The following is an 18,762-nucleotide window of genomic DNA, read 5'->3' on the forward strand; positions in this document are numbered from 1 at the left end:
CAGTTTTCATGACAATTCCATTTTTTGCAACAAGCCCTTCATATTTATAGGGCTAAAGCTCTCATAGTAAAAGTTAAGAAAAGGCTGCCCTATAGTTATAAGTCAGCCTTTTAAACGACTAGTTAAGTTCTATGCCACAGGGTGGCTGATTCTGAAGCTCCAGGAGCCCAGTTATCAACCCAGGCTGTGTGGCTCTGAAGGCAGGACCACAAAAGGCCATTATGCTTGACGACTTCAGCTGTAACATACATTCTCCCCAATGCCCATGTGCGATAATCTTCCGGGGTCAGTTCTGGAATCACTTCTTGCTCAACATCCGTGGTAATAGTCAAAACGTTACTCGGCACTGAGAGACGACCTTGCACATCAACAGCTGCAACAAAGTAGCGGTAGCGAGTGTTCGCCTGTAACTCTTTATCTTTATAAGTCAGTTGACTGAGTTCAACACGAGCAACCTCGTCACCTTCACGATAAATGATATAAGCCTGAACACGATCGCCGAACTGTGCTCCCCCCCACATCAGACTTACACTTTTTGTTGTTACTTCCATACTATGTAAGTTAGCTGGCGCCGACGGTGGGGCATCAACTGCATCAGTAGAAAGCGTCGTGATCGACAGAACTTCACTTAGCGCAGATTCCACGCCTGACGCGTCAACGCTGGATAATTGATAATCAAATCGTGTATTTTCTGTCAGAGCACTGTCGGTAAAGGCTGTCGCTGTCTGTGAACTAATCAATGTACCGTTACGGTAAATACGGTAAGAAGCTGTAGGTACAGAAGGCGCACTCCAGGCAAGAGAAACACTGCTTGTGGTCACACCAGTACAACGTAATCCAGCTGGTGCAACAGGTGCGGGGGTGACATCGCCACCTACGAAGTTCAGGTCGATAACGTGATAAAACGCATTACCCGTGTTCGCTATCTCCCAAACTGCCAGAATAACATGGTAACCAACACGTTCCGGTAGCATGATTTTATGCTCGGTTGGATTAGGTGGATTAAGTGCCTCACCGTAGCTCCAGAAAGGTTGTTCGCTCAGTTGAACCTGATAGAACGGTTTATCTTCAAACTGTGCACGGCTCAATGGCAGGTTTGGATTCCAGTCTTTACGAGTGATGAAGTAGTTCCAGCGGCGAGTTGCATGCTGAGCACTGTAGGACCAGCTAATCGGTAGTAGTTGGCTGGATTCCACATTGTGTTTTTCCCAGTGAGTACCTGGCTGGTCAAGCACGTTGCCATTCATCTGATTGGCGCTCGCTATTTCTCCATCACGTGGTGGCAATGAGCTCAGCGTATCGGTGGCAGCCAGAGTATCTGTCAGACCACTCACCAATGCTGGGAAGAATTTACCGGCTTCACGCTGGTTCAACATACCTGTATCAATCTGGCCTTTTTCCCAGGCAAAGTAGGCTCGTGATTTCGGTGAAAAAACGTGGCCGTGTCGCAAGTTAAGTGACTCTTTCTTTTCAGTAATAATTCCGTTCATAATATCTTCCATTTAAATAATAATTAATGAGAGCCTATATTCCACAAAGAAGCCGCATTTTCTGGAGTCCAATAAATGTTGGATTCATGACGCATTACGCAGCTATATACGATGCCATTCCATAACACTCGGTCACCATCTTCATAACGCACATTGGCAATCCAATTATTTTCAACCAGTTCCGGTACTACATCATTTTCTGTCAGGTAACCGAAGCGATTAATAAATTCCCAGTTGTAATCTTTCCCCGCGCTGTTAGTGCCAGCATCCCAATTTACAGACCAGGTCATTAATCCACGGATAGGCAGCCCGGCACTTTGCAGGCGTGAAAATGTTTCTTTCACATCCTCTGCATTAATAACGTAGCCTGTTGCAGCCGCATCATTATTAGAAGGCAAGCCGATAATAAATTTGTTGCTTGGAATCTTAATGAAATTACGGGTGCCGGTAACAATACTTTCAGACAGATAATAGAGGAAGTCAGCTTTATTCTGGTTATTATCTTGTGCCAACCAGCCTATATTATCAACCCAAACGCCATCGCCGCCTTGATTATAGAACTGTGGTGCAATAAAGTCGTAATAACCTTCCAGGTTAATAATATATTCTTCGTACTCTCGTCCTTTTTGCAGGTATGGGAATTCAGGTGCCATACTGATAATGAAATTTTTCCCTTGTAACTTATAGTGGTCTTTGACCATACGTAAAGCAGCAGGGATAACTTTCTGATTGTTGCCAGCAGTGATGGCTTTTTGCTCCAGATCGATATCTAAACCGTCAAAGCCAAACTTATCGCTAAGTTGTTTAATACGCTCAGCCAGAGCAACTTCATCACCATTATGCATGACAATGTCAGCATCTGCTCCACCGAGAGAAATAAGAACTTTACGTCCTTGACTATGTAACGTGTCAATTTGCCGACGGAATTCAATATCAGTGTATTTATAAGGACGAAAATCTGGAATGTGATCGTTGCTACCGTCAATAACTTTCATGAACGCAACAACAATTACATTATAGTTTAGAGGAATGCTGGTCAAATCCATTTCCTTGAAACTACCGCCTTTATATCCATTGCCCGATTCTGTCGGCCAATTATGCCAGAATCCCATAACGATATTGCCTTTCATTTAAACTCCTTATTAAAATTTGGTTGGTTATGATTTTTAATATTTGAATTATATAAGCACCTATAATTCTTGAGATGGATTATTTATTAGTAATCATTTTTCTACAATACTGATTATTTTATTTCACGAAATCAATAAACTGACTTGATACCAGCAGAAATGCTAAATACCGGCAACCATTCGTTATACCGCTACGCGCACGCCGGGATTGTTGCAAATAATGGGAGTTGTCGATTTCACTCATTAATGAGTGGAGTAATTAAGCTAAAATAACCTCTCTATTATATTATTAATTTGAATCGTAAGTGTTAATATATATATTTCTTTAATTAAAGAGCAATGCATAAACTTTAATATAATTTAAGTTTATCATCACCCTACTATCCATTAAAATCCCAAAGTAGAAAAGCCACGCACATCCCAATAAAAAGGAAATCACTTTGAATCATCAAAAAATTAGAGCGGGAAATAAAATAAAATCGTTCAATGGCGAAAATCAGTTACCCGTAATTAGTCGTAAAGTCATTGCAGGTACTGATAATGATATTATTATTGGTGGGAGTGAGAATGATAACCTGGCGGGTGGTAAAGGTCATGATATTATTATTGGTAATAAGTCTTTCGATTCCCTGTTTGGCCAAGAGGATAATGATATATTGATTGGTGGTGAAGGTAATGATGGTTTATGGGGGGGAGCGGGTAATGATATTCTCGATGGCGGTGACGGTATAGATGATTTATACGGTGATGATGAACATAGTTATTCTCGTATTATATCTTCTGATGACGGCAGTCAACGTGGTAATGATATTATATTTGCCGGCAGTGGCAACGATAGAATTGAAGGACAAAAAAATAATGACTATCTAGCGGGGGGAACAGGTAATGATTTATATGTATTCTCTGCTCATGATGGTATTAACATGATAGTTGAATATAGTGATGAAGAAAATACTATTAGTATAGATGATTATTTTTTCCATCAATTGAAATTCGAACGCTACGGTAATCATCTAATGATATCGAGCACAGAATCTCATGCGAATAATCTCGTTATTGTTATCCATAATCAATATGCCGAAAATGGTTATAAAGTTAAAAATTTACATACTCGATCATACCTTCGCCATGGCAGCGAAAATGATAAAAAATGTCATACAATGGTAATTAATAATATAGTAAGCAGAAATGCACAAAACCCTGAAAAAATATTAATGAAATCAAATCATATAAAAGATTATGGTGATCATTACCACACTGATTTGTCTGAGGTTTTTTGCGATAAGATGCCGGATACAGAGAAAACAACAGAGAGAGAACTACGTGATATTCTGATCGAAAAAAATAACGCATTACGTGAAATGTATTTAGAAAACACTCTTTATTTTGGCGATAATTTACCCGATATCAACAACATCATCCATGCACTTTCTTCCTTTGCACCTCAAGAAGCATCAGGGATCAATATAAACTATTTAAAAAACCAGATACCTCTGGATAATTTAGCTAATCACCTTAGCGGGACAAATAATTAATAGATATTCTGCCTTATATTGATTTACTCCAGCGAAATAGCGCCGATTGGCGCTATTTCGGAGTTGATACAATTACTTGCCTGCCAGTACGTCGCTGACAATATCTACTGCTTCCTGTTCTATCTTTTCGCGATGCTCTGCGCCGAGGAAACTTTCACAGTAAATTTTATAAGCCTCTTCAGTACCGGATGGGCGCGCAGCAAACCAGCCATTTGCCGTCATCACTTTCAGCCCACCAATGGATGCGCCATTACCCGGTGCGGCAGTTAAACGTGCGGTGATAGCATCACCTGCCAGTGTGCTGGCTTTAACCATTTCAGGGGACAACTTGGATAAGGCGTTTTTCTGCGCCTGCGTTGCCGGAGCCTGGATGCGGTTATAGCTTGGTGCGCCAAAGCGTTGCGCTAAACCATCATAGTGCTGTTGTGGATTTTTACCGGTTACCGCAGTGATTTCAGCCGCCAGCAAGCACATGATAATGCCATCTTTATCCGTCGACCAAGGTTTGCCGTTAAAACGCAGGAAGGATGCACCGGCACTCTCCTCGCCACCAAATCCAAAACTGCCGTCGTGCAAACCATCAACAAACCATTTGAAACCCACCGGCACTTCCACCAGCTTACGGCCCAAATCAGCAACCACTCTATCAATCATCGCGCTGGAAACCAGCGTTTTGCCCACCGCCACATCTGCGCCCCATTGTGGACGATGCTGGAACAGGTAATTGATTGATACCGCGAGATAATGGTTAGGGTTCATTAAGCCAGCAGGTGTGACAATGCCGTGACGGTCGTAATCGGGATCGTTGGCGAAGGCCAAATCGAATTTGTCACGCAAAGCCAGCAAACCCGCCATCGCGCATTCAGATGAACAATCCATACGGATCACACCATCATGATCCAGATGCATAAAGCGGAATGTCTGATCAATAGAATCATTAACCAGCGTCAGATCCAACTTATAGTGCTCGCCAATCCGTTGCCAGTAAGCAATACCGGAACCACCGAGAGGGTCAACACCTAATTTCAGACCCGCCTTTTGAATCGCGGGAATATCAACAACATCACCCAAACCCTCAACATACGGTTGAATCAAATCCTGCTCACGCAGGTGATTACCACGCCAGGCTTTATCCAGTGTCTGACGTTTAACACCCTCTAATTTCAAACTGAGCAACTGATTGGCGCGTTTTTCAATCACCGAGGTGAGATTGGTATCGGCCGGGCCGCCATTGGGTGGATTATACTTGATACCGCCATCTTCCGGCGGGTTGTGCGACGGAGTGATAACAATGCCGTCAGCCAGATCTTTGCCTTGCGCGTTATAGCATAAAATCGCGTGGGAAATAGCGGGAGTCGGCGTGAAACCATTATCTTGCTGCACCACGACATCCACGCCATTGGCGGTCAACACTTCCAATACGGAAATAAAGGCGGGTTCAGACAGCGCATGAGTATCTTTACCCACATAACACGGCCCGGTAATGCCGTGCTGATGACGAACTTCAGCTATCGCCTGAGCGATTGCCAAAATATGGGCTTCATTAAAACTGTGGCGCAATGAGCTGCCACGGTGGCCTGACGTCCCAAATTTGACCGCATGGGCCTGATTTTCAGCATCAGGTTGCAATACATAATATTGCGACGTCAACTGAGCAACATTAATCAAATCGCTTTGCTGGGTCGCTTGCCCGGCACGAGGGTGATTAGCCACAGTTACTACTCCCTATCTATCCATCATTGTGCAAATTGCAGGAGTATTCGCGGCCTGCAACTCCAACTTCTTTGGGTATCGTTTCAACGAAATTAGATAGTCCCACACACCTTGTCAGTCAAATCTGGCGGGAACTGCATCGCCAGCATGATATGTTGCACCATGCTGCGTTTACGCTCGGTATTGGTATTGGTAATAACCCAGTATGGCGTACCAGGAACATGTTTAGGTTTGGTGTGTGTCCCGTTTTGCAACAAAGTTTGTTGGTCACCGGCAAAATAGACCCGGGTGCGACCATGTAAGGACTCCGTTGCCTCGGTAAAGGCCTGAGCATCTAAGGTATACAAGGTGGAAAGCACCAACATAAAACGGTTAACCGCCCGATTTTGCTCAGCATACTCATCAGATAACAGTAATTCACGTACCGCGCGAACCCTATCCTTTGGTGCTGGAGCCGTCGCTGTTTTGGCGACATCATTATGGGCTAAGTTATTGGTAGATAAGCCCGTTACCGGCTGACCGGCTGTAAACTTCAGCATACGTCGTAAAATATCGGACGCGCTTTCGCCAATGTGTTGCGTATGGCTGGCAATATAGCGATAAAGTTCTTCGTCGAGTTCAATAGTTTTCATCTTTATCCAGTACGGTTTTCTACTTTCTTATGCATATCTTAGGATTATAAAGTCAAAGCGTGCTAACGAGTACCTTTATCCACGATAAATGCCCCAATACATTAGCCACGACTTAAATAACCCACATTAACCCTAATCGTGAAGCAGTACAGCTTCGCTGAGTCATGATACCCTAACCATAATATCTCTCAGTATGAACTTCGCCATGAAATTAAACTTCCGCCAACAAAACGCACTTTCTCCCACCGCTTCCCTGCCGATCATCTTGATTCATGGGTTATTTGGTAACCTTGATAACCTCGGGGTATTAGCTCGCGACTTACACAAAGACCATGACGTGATTCAGGTCGATTTGCGCGATCACGGTTTATCCCCGCGCTCACCTGAGGTGAATTATCCTGATATGGCGCAGGATGTGCTGGAATTGATGGAAGGGCTTGAGATAAAAAAAGCAATTATCATTGGGCATTCCATGGGGGGGAAAGTGGCGATGGCCATGACAGCAATTGCGTCCGACCGCATCGAAAAGTTGATAGTAATAGATGTCGCCCCCATCGATTATCAACTGCGCCGTCATGATCAGATTTTCGCGGCTATCAATGCAGTAACTGCTGCGGGTGTGACTCAACGCCAGGAAGCCGCTCAACTGATGCGCGAATCAATAAAAGAAGAAGGTGTTATTCAGTTCTTATTGAAATCATTCCATAACGGTGAGTGGCGGTTTAACGTGCCCGCATTGTGGGATCAATACGAAAATATTGTTGGCTGGCAACCCATTCCCCCCTGGCCACATCCCATTTTGTTTATTCGCGGTGAACTGTCACCTTATATTCAAGACAGCTATCGCGATGAGATTGCCCGTCAATTCCCACAAGCACGCGCCCATGTTGTCGCCGGAACCGGACACTGGGTGCATGCAGAAAAACCAGATTCTGTCTTACGCGCCATTCACCGCTTTATTGATGAAGAGAGTGACGAAAATAGCACTGGTGAAAAATAGTGCTGAGCAAAAAACGAACCGCGCGCGATGGATGTTGATTAAAAATCATACCCTGGGGAAAAGAAATGTATTTCCTGTGGAAAAATTGTGCAAAAAAGAGTGAATTAGCCCAATCTAATCACAGTAAGGCATTGTCGTTGCTCGGTTGGCTAGGGTATTATGGCGCGCTATAAATTTGCTCCGGTGTTTGGTAGCAAATGCAAATTCAGGCTGTTGGTTCATACCCAACTGAATGGATGTTGTGGCGTTATCAGCAGCATCAAGTCAGAAAGGTATCGGTCTGAAACGTGTAAACCGAATCGTCAGAAATTTCTGATGTAAATCCCTTGTAGTACCGCTACCTATGGCAAAAGAACAAACGGATCGCACGACGCTGGATCTGTTCGCAGATGAACGCCGTCCGGGGCGCCCGAAAACAAACCCATTATCCCGTGATGAACAGCTTAGAATTAATAAGCGAAATCAACTACGGCGCGATAAAGTACGTGGTTTACGGCGCGTGGAACTGAAAATTAATGCCGATGCCGTCGACGCTCTCAATAGTCTTGCAGAGCAACGTAACATCAGCCGTAGTGAACTGATTGAACAGATGTTGTTGGCTCAATTGGCACACTCACAAGAAGGGTTTTAACCCTATCGGTTATCACGACGGCGTGGCGTAAGTGATTACGCCACGCCAATATCCCTATCTCAGATTTAGAAAGTTTCCCAGTTTGCGTTGTTGTCTACCTTGGCAACAGGCGCTGCTGTTAATACCGTCGCCCGAGGTTTGGCTGCCGGTTTTGCTCTCACATCATCTGACTGCAATTTAAACACTGCTACCGCTTGGTTTAACTGAGTCGCTTGCGCTTCGAGCGAAGCTGCTGCTCGTGATGCTTCTTGTACCAATGCGGCATTTTGCTGAGTCACGCTGTCCATTTCAGCCACCGCCTGCCCGACCTGCGTGATACCTTTGCTTTGCTCATCTGACGCCGATGCTATCTCACCCATTAAATCGGTGACATTGGTGATGGAGCGAACAATTTCATCCATGGTTATCCCGGCACTTTCTACCAATGCAGAACCGCTGCTAACCCGGCTAACGGACTCGGCTATCAGACTATCAATCTCTTTCGCAGCTTGCGCACTGCGTTGAGCAAGATTGCGTACCTCACTGGCTACCACGGCAAAGCCACGACCTTGTTCACCCGCTCTGGCCGCTTCAACAGCAGCATTCAGTGCCAGAATATTGGTCTGGAAAGCGATACTATTAATCACCGTCGTAATATCGGCTATTTTGCGTGAGCTGGCTGAAATCTCATCCATGGTATGAACCACATCAGCCACCAGCGCTCCGCCTTTTTTGGCGGTGATAGAAGCACTTGCCGCCAGTTGGCTGGCGTGATGTGCATTATCCGCATTGTGTTTTACCGTGGCTGTTAGCTGCTCCATACTGGCTGCTGTTTCTTCTAATGCAGCAGCCTGCTGCTCGGTTCGCGATGATAAATCCGTATTACCAGCAGAGATTTCTGCCGCCCCGTGATAAATGCCATCAGTGCTGCTGCGGATAGCATGAACCGTATTGGCCAAACTGGTTTGTACATCACGTAGTAGTGGAAACAATTGCCCGACGCAGTTACGACCAAAATCGGTAATGGGTTGACCCAGTTGACCTGAAGCAATAACGCGAAAATGAGCACGAATAGCGTCTAACGGGCGAACCAGATTAACTAATAGGTAGCGATCCGTTGCCAGTAATATCAACAATCCAGCTACCAAAGCAGAAATTAACGTAATACTGCTCACTTTTGTTAACTGAGCAAATTGATCTTTAGCTACCCCAATAGCTTTGGATGCAGCTTGATTAAAGTTTTCCGCAACAGAACCATATTGACGGCTCAATGCGGGCACCGTCTTTTTCGCTAGATCCTGATAAGCCGCGCTATTGTTAGCCATTGCCGCCTGATACAGCGGTGTAACACCTTGATCAATTAACCCGCTCCACCCATCAATTACCTCATTGACCAAAGCGGGATCAATCTGTGCATGGTCGATGGCTTTAAACTGCGCCAGCTTCTGCTTCAGATTTTCAAGAGCTGCATTGGATGATTTGAGTTCTTTATTTGCATCCGCAATGTTGCCGCTCTGACGATAATCCACTGAACGGGCAAGACGTGTCACCATCCGAAAATATTGATCCGTGCCCTGATTGACCAAATTCATATTTTCAACCAACACACTGTTGGCATTAGACGATTGAGTTAGTTGATTCAGCGATAGCAACATATAAGCAGATACGCCGCCCCATAACAGGCAAAATGCGCCAAGTACCCAAAGTAGTGCCGCTCTGATGGTGATATTTTTTAAAAACTGCATAGTTGTTCTCCTTCACTGCAAATTGCAACCATTCGGTTACACCGGTGTTATCGGCAATGAGGTTATAAGGTTGAGCCACTCACAAAAATTTAATATCGCATAATCTTGATATCGGCCGGACGAGGTTTTCTGGCATTATATCGGCCTATACATGTGTTATATTATTGGGTCTGGCGCTCAGTGATTTACATAACAATTTGAATTTAAAAGGTATTAAGTTATATGGCAACTGTAGGCATTTTCTTTGGCAGCGATACTGGCAATACCGAAAACATTGCCAAGATGATCCAAAAGCAACTGGGCAAAGATGTTGCTGAGGTTCACGACATTGCCAAAAGCACTAAAGAAGATTTAGAAGGCTTTGATATCCTGCTTATCGGCATCCCAACCTGGTATTACGGTGAAGCTCAATGTGATTGGGATGATTTCTTCCCAACGCTGGAAGAGATTGATTTCAACGGCAAGTTGGTTGCTATATTTGGCTGTGGTGATCAGGAAGATTACGCAGAATATTTCTGTGATGCGATGGGGACTGTGCGCGATATCATCGAACCACGCGGTGCTGCTATCGTCGGTCACTGGCCAACGGCTGGCTACCACTTTGAAGCATCCAAAGGTTTGGCAGATGACGATCACTTTATTGGTTTAGCCATTGATGAAGATCGCCAGCCAGAATTGACAAATGAGCGCGTTGAAGCCTGGGTAAAACAGATCAGCGAAGAACTGAATCTGGCCGAAATTACCGGTTAATTTGTCGTGTCGGAAACGCGAGGGTGATGTTAAACATTAGTGCGCGTTTCCGTTCCTTTCTCACCTATCGCCATACTCTGTTAAGCCGCCCACAGATTCACATCTTCATCCGTGCAAAATGAAAATATTCCGCTACAAATTTGTAACCTTATATTTTGCAGTCATATACTTAGATTATGCGACTACCCCATTCATCAATACATTGCATGATTAATCGGGCAAAGTGTGCAATTATATCTTTGTTAACAACCACGGTTTTCATTTGGGGCTAGCAGTTCTATAATGAGACGCAATTGAGAATATTGCGCCACGGATGTCATAGGCTGAACAGCCTTAATTTGAATCGATAGTAACAGGACTGAATCCGCATGACTGACAACAACAAAGCCTTAAAAAACGCAGGCCTTAAAGTAACACTGCCCCGGCTTAAGATTCTGGAAGTGTTGCAAGATCCGGCGTGCCATCACGTCAGCGCGGAAGATCTTTATAAAAAGCTGATCGATATCGGTGAAGAAATTGGCCTGGCGACGGTTTACCGTGTACTGAACCAGTTTGATGATGCCGGTATTGTGACCCGCCATAATTTCGAAGGCGGCAAATCAGTCTTTGAGCTGACGCAGCAACATCATCACGATCACCTGATTTGTCTGGATTGCGGCAAAGTGATCGAATTTAGCAATGAATCCATTGAATCGCTTCAACGTGAAATTGCTAAACAACATGGTATCAAGCTGACCAATCACAGTCTGTATCTGTACGGCCACTGTGAAAGCGGCGATTGCCGTGAGAATGAATCTGCGCACGATAAAAGATAATTTAATTTTATCGCGTTGACTTATAAAGATTTTAAGCGCTACTGAATAAAAAATCCGCAAGATGGCCGCCTTTCCCGTTCAGTAACCCGAGTGTCACTCGGTCGGGAGTCAGGTGGTCATTCTTATTTATACCCTACCACTACCTGTATAAATTCAAATACCTGCATAAATTCAAAGTAAAAAAAACCCCGGACTTGCCGGGGGAAAACTATCAACTCAACTTCACATAATGTTGTTTACCTAAACCTCAGCAAACAGGAGATAACATCAGACACAGCACTTTGACAGCAATAATCAAACTTTAACCGGCTCCGCACGACTACTACGTTTGCCATCTGGACTGGTGGAACGAATCAACACATCACCGCTGACTTTAGGTTGTGCTTTGGCATCATATTTCTGCCATTGCTTACCGCCATCGGTGGAATACTCAATTATCAGCCCCGGCAAGGAGATGTTAGCTTCCAACGTCCCTGCTACAACACGTGCACCCGGAATTGGTAAACGGTAAGCCACACCCGCTTTATCCAGTTTTGCTAATTCACGTTGGCCCATGATGTTGGCAAAACGCTGCCAATCGGTACTCAATGCCTTGGTGTCAACCAGGTGCGTTTCGCCACCTTTATACTCGCGACCGGCTTTATAATCCTGCTCCCAAGACGCACGATGCCAGGCACGTTCAGCCAGTGGTAATACCCGAGGGAAAATCATGTATTCCATTTGCTCATCAGTGCGCACTGTTTCATTCCACGATTGACCGGAGATACCGTGCACACCCGGCCAGGGTTTATCACTTTTAGCACTGAAGTGATTACCATCACGGTCGACCGATGTTTCCGCGTTTTGCGGCATGTTATCCGGCGCGAAACTAAAGACTTTAGCTTCGTCGCTGAAGCGAGTTGCCCAGTAATAACCGCGCTCATTTGGGTTAACTTCATATGGCATGTCGAAGTAGACATAATCCGGATTCGACGCGACCACTTCATAGCCTTTATTGGCCCAATCATTGATTGAATCAGCACCGCCCCAATAGAGGGTATCCCAGAAGTTAACGCCCACCCGTTTCGTGGCAAAGTCTTTCGACGACTTGGCATCTTTAAGGCCGTCTTGCCAGGCTTGCATTTTTTCAATGCCATGAGCATTTACCAACTTGCTGACTTCAATAGCAAAGTGGCTGGAAAGGTGCTCAACATCCTGAATTTTTCCTTGCTTGACCATATCCTGGCAAACTTGTGATTTGGCCCACGGCTTATCTTCAATACTCTTATCAATAATCCCTTTGCCCGGCTCAATCGTGCCATTTTTATCCTGGAAGCCTGCACCCAGACGGATGTTTTTCGCCTCATCACCGCCAAAATGCCAAGTATTCAGCGGCATACCCGCTTCTTTGTGCATTTGAGCCATTTCGCCAATCACTTTGTCGACAAAGCGTTTAGACGAATCCAGACACGGGTTGAGATAACTTTTGCGTTCATAGAACTGAACAGAAGTTGTGTTGGAATCATCTGTCGGGTCAACCAGGCGGAACTCGTTGGCTTCTTTTTCTTTACCCTGCTTCATCAAATTGTTGTACCGAGCTTCCATCGAGACCACTGCTGCACGCGCGTGGGCGGGCATATCAATCTCAGGAATGACCTCAATTTGGCGGGCTTTAGCGTATTTCAAAATGTCGATGTAATCATCACGGGTAAAGTGACCCGATCCCAAATTATTGCTATCAGGGCCAGAGCCCAATTGCGGCAGTAAACAGGTGTTTTCCGTTAAATCGTGGCAACGCTTGCTGCCCACATCGGTCAGTTCTGGCAGGCCTGGTATCTCAATACGCCAGCCTTCATCATCACTCAGATGGAAGTGGAATTTGTTCAGTTTGTAAGCGGCCATCTGATCGAGCAAACGCAATACTGCATCTTTAGTTTTGAAGTTACGCCCGACATCCAGGAAAACACCACGGTATTCAAAGCGTGGCGCATCTTTGGCATCCAATGTCGCAATCTTCTGGCTACCATCTGTCGGGACTAAAGAAAGAATGGATTGCAGGCCGTAAAACACACCTGTTGGGTCAAAACCAATGACTTGCGCGCCCTTTTCACCAATTTTCAGCTCATATGCCCCTGAAACGGCTAAGTCACCTTTAAAGGCAGACGGCTGAATTGAGGTTTTAATCGGGAAGCCCGTTGGAGCCAACTTCAAGCCAAGTAATTCAAAGCGCTGCTGCGCCACCTCAGCAGTTGTTTTGGATAAAGTGCTCAGATCAAGCGCCACACCTTGACTTAAGTCGGCATCTTGTTGGTGAACCTTCACTTCCATTGGTGTCGGGATAATCTGCCCGCGCAGGTTAGCCGCCGCTAATGTTTTCACGGCCTCATTTTTGACGAAGCGAGATTCCGGCGTCATTAATACGTTATTGTCGTCCTTAGTACGTTTCCACTGATCGCCCGTAAACTGAGTCAGATATTCATTAATATCTTCAGTATCAGTACTTTTCAGAACTTTTGGTTTTGCATCACCCGAAGTGGCATACCAGCGCGGCATAAAGTCGGTGGCAAATAACTGCCAGTATTCGCCGGTGATCGGGATTTCAACCGCCTGATTAGCAGGGAAACCCGTAAATTTGGCGGTAGGTTCAATTTTATGTAGATCACCCGTCAGGTGAGTAATTTTAAACTGATCATTATCTACGGTGAGAATTTGACGAATACTATGGAAGTAAATGGCCCAGTCCTGGCCTTTGATCTCATCCCCGGTATTGGTCAGAGTAATCAATACTTTATTACATGATGCCCAGTCAGCTCCCAACTTGGCACAATCTACGCCATTCTCAGCAGCGCGGTTATCCAACACTTTATAATTAACTTTCAAAGCGCTGAGTTGATCAACAATCTGTTGATTAGTGGCATCTGCATGGGCAGCCCCCATCAAGCCAAAGGTTGCGGTAATTGCCGCTAACGCATTTAATCTGAATTTGTTCATCACTAACCTCATCCATAATGAATAACCGCTGCCAAAGTCGCTACTGAAGTATTGCCGCTGACAGAATTATTGTTAGATCAATAGTTGTTAAATAAATTATTGTTAAATCAATTATTGTTGCGAATTTCTTGCCAAAGTTTGCCGCACTGCGCGTCATAGGCTTGGCCATTACCAGTGTGGGCCGCATCAATACAGCGCTGGTAATCCAGTACTCGTACTGTTTCTTTGTCGGTAAAGGCTTGATGTGCTTTCTCTTGTTTCAAGACATTCAATACCGCTTTGCAAGGGATCAGTCTTTCTGGTTGACCTTCGCTGGCATTGATACAAGCGCTGTATGCTTGCTTAAGTTTGCTGTCTTCCGGCTGAACGGGAGTTTGTGGGGCACAAGCACTTAATCCCATGACTGCGGCGATGATAAAAAAGATTTTTTTCATGGTGGCACTCCATTATGTCCCCGGCACAATGGCCGGGGATGGCAATCAAAAGGGGAAAAATCAGAAGATCGTAAATGGTGCAATCACGATGAATTTAACGTCTTTTTCATCCTGGAATACGTTGCCGAAACCGCCACCATAACTTGGGATGTTGGTGTGGTTGTCATACATGGTGTAATGCAGTTTGAATAATGTGCCTTTCGCGCGACCTTCTTGCAGGGTGTAAAGAATGTCAAAGTTCCATGCAGATTCTTTCAAACGGGTATTTTGGTCATAAATTGGATTGGTGCTCGGTTTAGCATCCCAACCATAAGCATAGGAGGTTCCGACTGACCAACCGGCCATATTCCAGTTTTTCAGGTCATACATCACACCACCAAACAACGCTTTTTCGCCGTTGGCGTTAAAGTCAGAGCGCGAATCCCACCACACGTCTAAGCGACCATTGGAGGTGGCGTAGCCCGGAGTCATACGTTGCAAGAAGTAGCCTTGGTTACCGTCAGCTTTGGCCCATGTACCTTCCAGGCGCAAATCAAATGGCCCGGTGGTGTAACCCAGTGTCAATGCTTGCAACCAGGCAAGACCGTCATAAACGTCATTAACATCTTTGAAGCCGCCATCAACTTTGTCTTTCGCACCGTAGAATTGATAAGACGTTCGCAGATCATTACCCGCCACCGGGAAAGCATAAGAGGCTTTCGCAAAGTATTGGTCCATGTAATCTTTGGCTTGACCGAATGCTGCTTCCAGTACTAACTTGTTTTTAAAGTCATATTTAGCGCCAATTGAGTGCAGATAACTGATACCAGTCTTGCCATCAGCTTGACGGAAGTTGTACATGTTTTGATACCACGGCGCTTTATATTCATCAGTCCACATGTATGACATGGACAGTGCGCCCGCCGTATCAAAATCAAATTTCGCACCACCTTCAGCACCACGATAGGTGCCCGGCATAAAGCTCCAGTGTGGGGCTAGCAGGGTCTGACCAGTGGGTTGGATATAACCACCACGCGCCCAGAAATCACCTAATTTGAATTTGGCTGCGGCTTTGTAAATACTCACACCACTCTTATCGCCGGTCCATTTTTCGTCCCAACGGGTTTTGGCATCACTGAAACCAATTTCGTTTGGAGCAGCAGGGCCACTGTTGGTCATTTCAACTGCGCCGAAAGCCGCTAAGTCGATACCGAACATATCTGCGGCATAACCGGAAGAGAAGTCCAGGTTGGCGTTAAATGTGGAGTGATGCAGGTTAGCGACATACTTGCCATACTCTGCGCTACCTGGCGTTAAATCCTTACGGTCACGCTGACGCTGCCAATAGTAAATACCACCCGTCAGTGATGAATCATCAACAAAGCCTTCTGCCTTGGCCTCTGGGGCTGCCATAAACCCCGTTCCTAACAATGCACCCGCGACTGCGAGCGCTAATGTTTTACGTTTAGCACCGTGCGTAACCATATGAAAAAATTCCTCTTTGACATCACATTTAAAGTGCCGTCCCTGTGTCCACCACAGCTCACAGGTTTAGCCTCAAAAAACCCTAGTGGGTAAAGTTTTGCTGGGAAGAAATCTCCACCAGCAGTTGCTCATTAAAAAAACAAACTTCGCTTTTGAAATACACCCTCGCAAAGATTGCTGCTGGAATACAGACTATTTTTCGCGACGCGAATTATCAATCAAAAATGAAGCTAATTTTTCAAAGTATGACCACGAGCACATAACTGTGAAAAATTATTACAGAGTTCACAATTGCTTAAAAAACAATGCATAAGATGATACCTCTAAGCCAAAATCGTCTCATATTGACATCTTGAATGGTTTCAGCTTAACCAATAAAATATAAGATTTATCCGAGAAAAATAGGGTTATTTTTACAGTTAATTCGTAAAGCGAATATTTAAGAAAGACTTACAGGCAACCACTCAAAGCAGAGAAAAGAATGCAATATGTTGAGATTGACCAAAGAATAAGAGAGGAAAGAGAGAAAATTGAAAGGATAGGACCGTGTTTAGTAAAACTAACAATAGCTGTTCGACAGAGATAAAAAAGGCGTGGACTAAGCCACGCCAGTTAAGGTAAATCCGGGGGCCAGATTAGTTGCTCACCTTAGCAGCCCAGGTATCACGCAGACCTACCGTGCGGTTAAACACCAACGCATCGGGGCGTGAATAGTGGCTATCAGCACAGAAATAACCTTCACGTTCAAACTGATACGTTTTTTCTGGAACCGCATCAGCCAGACTTGGCTCAACAAAACCCTGACGGATAATCAAAGACTCAGGGTTGATGGTAGACAAGAAGTCTTCCGCCGCCGCTGGGTTTGGTACACTAAACAAACGGTCATATAAACGGATTTCAGCAGGCAATGCATGCTTAACAGAAACCCAATGGATAACCCCCTTCACTTTTCGGCCATCAGCAGGGTCTTTGTTTAAAGTTTCTGCGTCATAGCTGCAATAAAGTGTCGTGACATTACCTTCGGCGTCCTTCTCAACACGCTCGGCTTTGATGACATAAGCATTACGCAGGCGCACTTCTTTGCCCAGCACTAAGCGCTTGTATTGTTTATTGGCTTCTTCACGAAAATCAGCGCGATCGATATAAATCTCACTGTCAAAAGGGACTTGACGGGTGCCCATGTCGGGATTATTCGGGTGATTTGGCATGGTCAGCCACTCTTCCCCTGCCGCACGATTCTCGATAACCACTTTGATTGGATCCAGAACAGCCATAGCCCGTGGTGCATTTTCGTTCAGATCATCACGGATACAGGACTCCAGTGCCATCATCTCAACGTTGTTATCCTGCTTGGTCACACCGATACGGCGGCAGAATTCACGAATTGATGCTGCGGTGTAACCACGGCGACGCAAACCAGAAATGGTTGGCATACGCGGATCATCCCAGCCCTCGACGACCTTCTCGGTCACCAATAGGTTCAGCTTACGCTTAGACATAATGGAGTATTCGAGATTCAGACGAGAGAACTCATACTGACGTGGATGGCATTCAATAGAGATATTATCCAGCACCCAATCATACAAGCGACGGTTATCCTGGAACTCCAAAGTACAAAGTGAATGTGTAATCCCTTCAATCGCATCAGAAATGCAATGGGTGAAGTCATACATCGGGTAGATGCACCATTTGTTGCCAGACTGGTGATGTTCGGCAAATTTAATGCGGTACAACACCGGATCACGCATCACAATAAACGGTGACGCCATGTCAATTTTTGCACGCAAGCATGCGGTGCCTTCAGCAAAGCCACCGGCACGCATTTTTTCAAACAGCGCCAGGTTCTCTTCCACACTGCGGTCGCGATATGGGCTATTTTTACCCGGCGCAGTCAGCGTGCCGCGATATTCGCGCATCTGCTCAGGCGTTAACTCATCAACATACGCCAGACCCTTGTTAATCAGCTCTACAGCGTACTGGTACAATTGGTCAAAATAGTCTGAGGAGTAACGTACATCACCGCTCCAGGTGAAGCCTAGCCACTCTACGTCGCGTTTAATTGACTCCACGAACTCCACATCTTCTTTCACCGGGTTGGTGTCGTCAAAACGCAGGTTGCATTGCCCCTGATAGTCTTGGGCAATACCAAAGTTCAGGCAAATAGACTTCGCATGACCAATATGCAAGTAGCCGTTTGGCTCTGGCGGGAAGCGGGTATGAACCGACGTGTGTTTGCCGCTGGCTAAATCTTCGTCAATGATCTGACGGATAAAATTACTTGGGCGGGCTTCTGCCTCACTCATTGTTCTATTCCTCAATGCAAACGCAACAAATATAACCGCATATAATCCAACAAGCCCGGCCCGGAAACAACCGTTTGTTACAGTAAATAAAACAAAAAAACGGGAAGAGATTGCTCTCTTCCCGCTGGTTCGGCTAAAAGTTAAATCAGTTATTCAGGACAGCAGTCCCTT

At 45.3% G+C, this 18,762-nt stretch carries 14 protein-coding genes; 5 read left to right on the forward strand and 9 right to left on the reverse strand.

The window, feature by feature from the left end:
- Positions 1-122: 122 nt before the first annotated feature.
- Complete coding sequence (locus FTB31_RS13955) at positions 123-1,490, reverse strand: lytic polysaccharide monooxygenase (RefSeq protein ID WP_227720617.1); 1,368 nt, start codon at positions 1,488-1,490, stop codon at positions 123-125.
- Positions 1,491-1,513: 23 nt separating this feature from the next.
- Positions 1,514-2,620 carry a glycosyl hydrolase family 18 protein gene (locus tag FTB31_RS13960; RefSeq protein ID WP_227729021.1) on the reverse strand — a complete coding sequence of 369 codons (1,107 nt, stop codon included), beginning with the start codon at positions 2,618-2,620 and terminating at the stop codon, positions 1,514-1,516.
- A 440-nt stretch (positions 2,621-3,060) separates the two neighbouring features.
- Here FTB31_RS13960 and FTB31_RS13965 point away from each other — a divergent pair, with 440 nt between their 5' ends.
- Positions 3,061-4,155 carry a calcium-binding protein gene (locus tag FTB31_RS13965; RefSeq protein ID WP_227731491.1) on the forward strand — a complete coding sequence of 365 codons (1,095 nt, stop codon included), beginning with the start codon at positions 3,061-3,063 and terminating at the stop codon, positions 4,153-4,155.
- Between the two features lie 72 nt (positions 4,156-4,227).
- On the opposite strand, the gene pgm is transcribed toward FTB31_RS13965, so the two are convergent.
- On the reverse strand, positions 4,228-5,868 hold the full coding sequence (gene pgm, locus FTB31_RS13970) for a phosphoglucomutase (alpha-D-glucose-1,6-bisphosphate-dependent) (protein WP_077174354.1): 1,641 nt from the start codon (positions 5,866-5,868) through the stop codon (positions 4,228-4,230).
- A gap of 92 nt (positions 5,869-5,960) precedes the next feature.
- Positions 5,961-6,500 carry a replication initiation negative regulator SeqA gene (gene seqA, locus FTB31_RS13975; protein ID WP_050077754.1) on the reverse strand — a complete coding sequence of 180 codons (540 nt, stop codon included), beginning with the start codon at positions 6,498-6,500 and terminating at the stop codon, positions 5,961-5,963.
- 205 nt (positions 6,501-6,705) lie between these two features.
- Here seqA and ybfF point away from each other — a divergent pair, with 205 nt between their 5' ends.
- Both ybfF and ybfE read left to right on the forward strand, forming a co-directional pair.
- A complete protein-coding gene (ybfF, locus tag FTB31_RS13980; RefSeq protein WP_077293481.1) occupies positions 6,706-7,500 on the forward strand; it encodes an esterase in 795 nt (264 codons plus the stop codon).
- A gap of 343 nt (positions 7,501-7,843) precedes the next feature.
- Complete coding sequence (gene ybfE, locus FTB31_RS13985; RefSeq protein ID WP_005163374.1) at positions 7,844-8,131, forward strand: LexA regulated protein; 288 nt, start codon at positions 7,844-7,846, stop codon at positions 8,129-8,131.
- A 65-nt stretch (positions 8,132-8,196) separates the two neighbouring features.
- Here the strand turns inward: ybfE and FTB31_RS13990 are convergent, their stop codons facing one another.
- Positions 8,197-9,855 carry a methyl-accepting chemotaxis protein gene (locus FTB31_RS13990; protein WP_077293483.1) on the reverse strand — a complete coding sequence of 553 codons (1,659 nt, stop codon included), beginning with the start codon at positions 9,853-9,855 and terminating at the stop codon, positions 8,197-8,199.
- A 222-nt stretch (positions 9,856-10,077) separates the two neighbouring features.
- Between FTB31_RS13990 and fldA the strand changes: the two genes are divergently transcribed.
- Together fldA and fur are read left to right on the forward strand one after the other, a co-directional pair.
- On the forward strand, positions 10,078-10,605 hold the full coding sequence (fldA, locus tag FTB31_RS13995) for a flavodoxin FldA (protein ID WP_005163372.1): 528 nt from the start codon (positions 10,078-10,080) through the stop codon (positions 10,603-10,605).
- Between the two features lie 368 nt (positions 10,606-10,973).
- Positions 10,974-11,420, forward strand: a complete 447-nt coding sequence (fur, locus tag FTB31_RS14000; protein ID WP_050077750.1) for a ferric iron uptake transcriptional regulator — start codon at positions 10,974-10,976, stop codon at positions 11,418-11,420.
- 294 nt (positions 11,421-11,714) lie between these two features.
- Here fur and FTB31_RS14005 read toward each other — a convergent pair whose 3' ends face one another.
- From FTB31_RS14005 to glnS, 4 genes are all read right to left on the reverse strand, one after another.
- Positions 11,715-14,390: a beta-N-acetylhexosaminidase gene (locus tag FTB31_RS14005; RefSeq protein WP_050077749.1), complete on the reverse strand. Its 2,676-nt coding sequence runs from the start codon at positions 14,388-14,390 to the stop codon at positions 11,715-11,717.
- 107 nt (positions 14,391-14,497) lie between these two features.
- A complete protein-coding gene (gene chiQ / locus FTB31_RS14010; protein WP_077174355.1) occupies positions 14,498-14,824 on the reverse strand; it encodes a ChiQ/YbfN family lipoprotein in 327 nt (108 codons plus the stop codon).
- Positions 14,825-14,884: 60 nt separating this feature from the next.
- Complete coding sequence (gene chiP / locus FTB31_RS14015; protein ID WP_077174356.1) at positions 14,885-16,288, reverse strand: chitoporin ChiP; 1,404 nt, start codon at positions 16,286-16,288, stop codon at positions 14,885-14,887.
- A 635-nt stretch (positions 16,289-16,923) separates the two neighbouring features.
- A complete protein-coding gene (glnS, locus tag FTB31_RS14020) occupies positions 16,924-18,591 on the reverse strand; it encodes a glutamine--tRNA ligase (RefSeq protein ID WP_050077746.1) in 1,668 nt (555 codons plus the stop codon).
- Positions 18,592-18,762 lie beyond the last annotated feature (171 nt).

Origin of the sequence: Yersinia proxima (assembly GCF_902170785.1) — a bacterium.
Lineage (GTDB): Bacteria > Pseudomonadota > Gammaproteobacteria > Enterobacterales > Enterobacteriaceae > Yersinia > Yersinia proxima.

Bases quoted from the DNA above. Each gene is read 5' to 3' on its own strand.
- glnS (WP_050077746.1), bottom strand. From the start codon at position 18,591: ATGAGTGAGGCAGAAGCCCGCCCAAGTAATTTTATCCGTCAGATCATT.
- ybfF (WP_077293481.1), top strand. From the start codon at position 6,706: ATGAAATTAAACTTCCGCCAACAAAACGCACTTTCTCCCACCGCTTCC.
- fur (WP_050077750.1), top strand. From the start codon at position 10,974: ATGACTGACAACAACAAAGCCTTAAAAAACGCAGGCCTTAAAGTAACA.
- chiQ (WP_077174355.1), bottom strand. From the start codon at position 14,824: ATGAAAAAAATCTTTTTTATCATCGCCGCAGTCATGGGATTAAGTGCT.
- FTB31_RS14005 (WP_050077749.1), bottom strand. From the start codon at position 14,390: ATGAACAAATTCAGATTAAATGCGTTAGCGGCAATTACCGCAACCTTT.
- chiP (WP_077174356.1), bottom strand. From the start codon at position 16,288: ATGGTTACGCACGGTGCTAAACGTAAAACATTAGCGCTCGCAGTCGCG.
- fldA (WP_005163372.1), top strand. From the start codon at position 10,078: ATGGCAACTGTAGGCATTTTCTTTGGCAGCGATACTGGCAATACCGAA.
- FTB31_RS13990 (WP_077293483.1), bottom strand. From the start codon at position 9,855: ATGCAGTTTTTAAAAAATATCACCATCAGAGCGGCACTACTTTGGGTA.
- FTB31_RS13960 (WP_227729021.1), bottom strand. From the start codon at position 2,620: ATGAAAGGCAATATCGTTATGGGATTCTGGCATAATTGGCCGACAGAA.
- FTB31_RS13955 (WP_227720617.1), bottom strand. From the start codon at position 1,490: ATGAACGGAATTATTACTGAAAAGAAAGAGTCACTTAACTTGCGACAC.
- ybfE (WP_005163374.1), top strand. From the start codon at position 7,844: ATGGCAAAAGAACAAACGGATCGCACGACGCTGGATCTGTTCGCAGAT.
- seqA (WP_050077754.1), bottom strand. From the start codon at position 6,500: ATGAAAACTATTGAACTCGACGAAGAACTTTATCGCTATATTGCCAGC.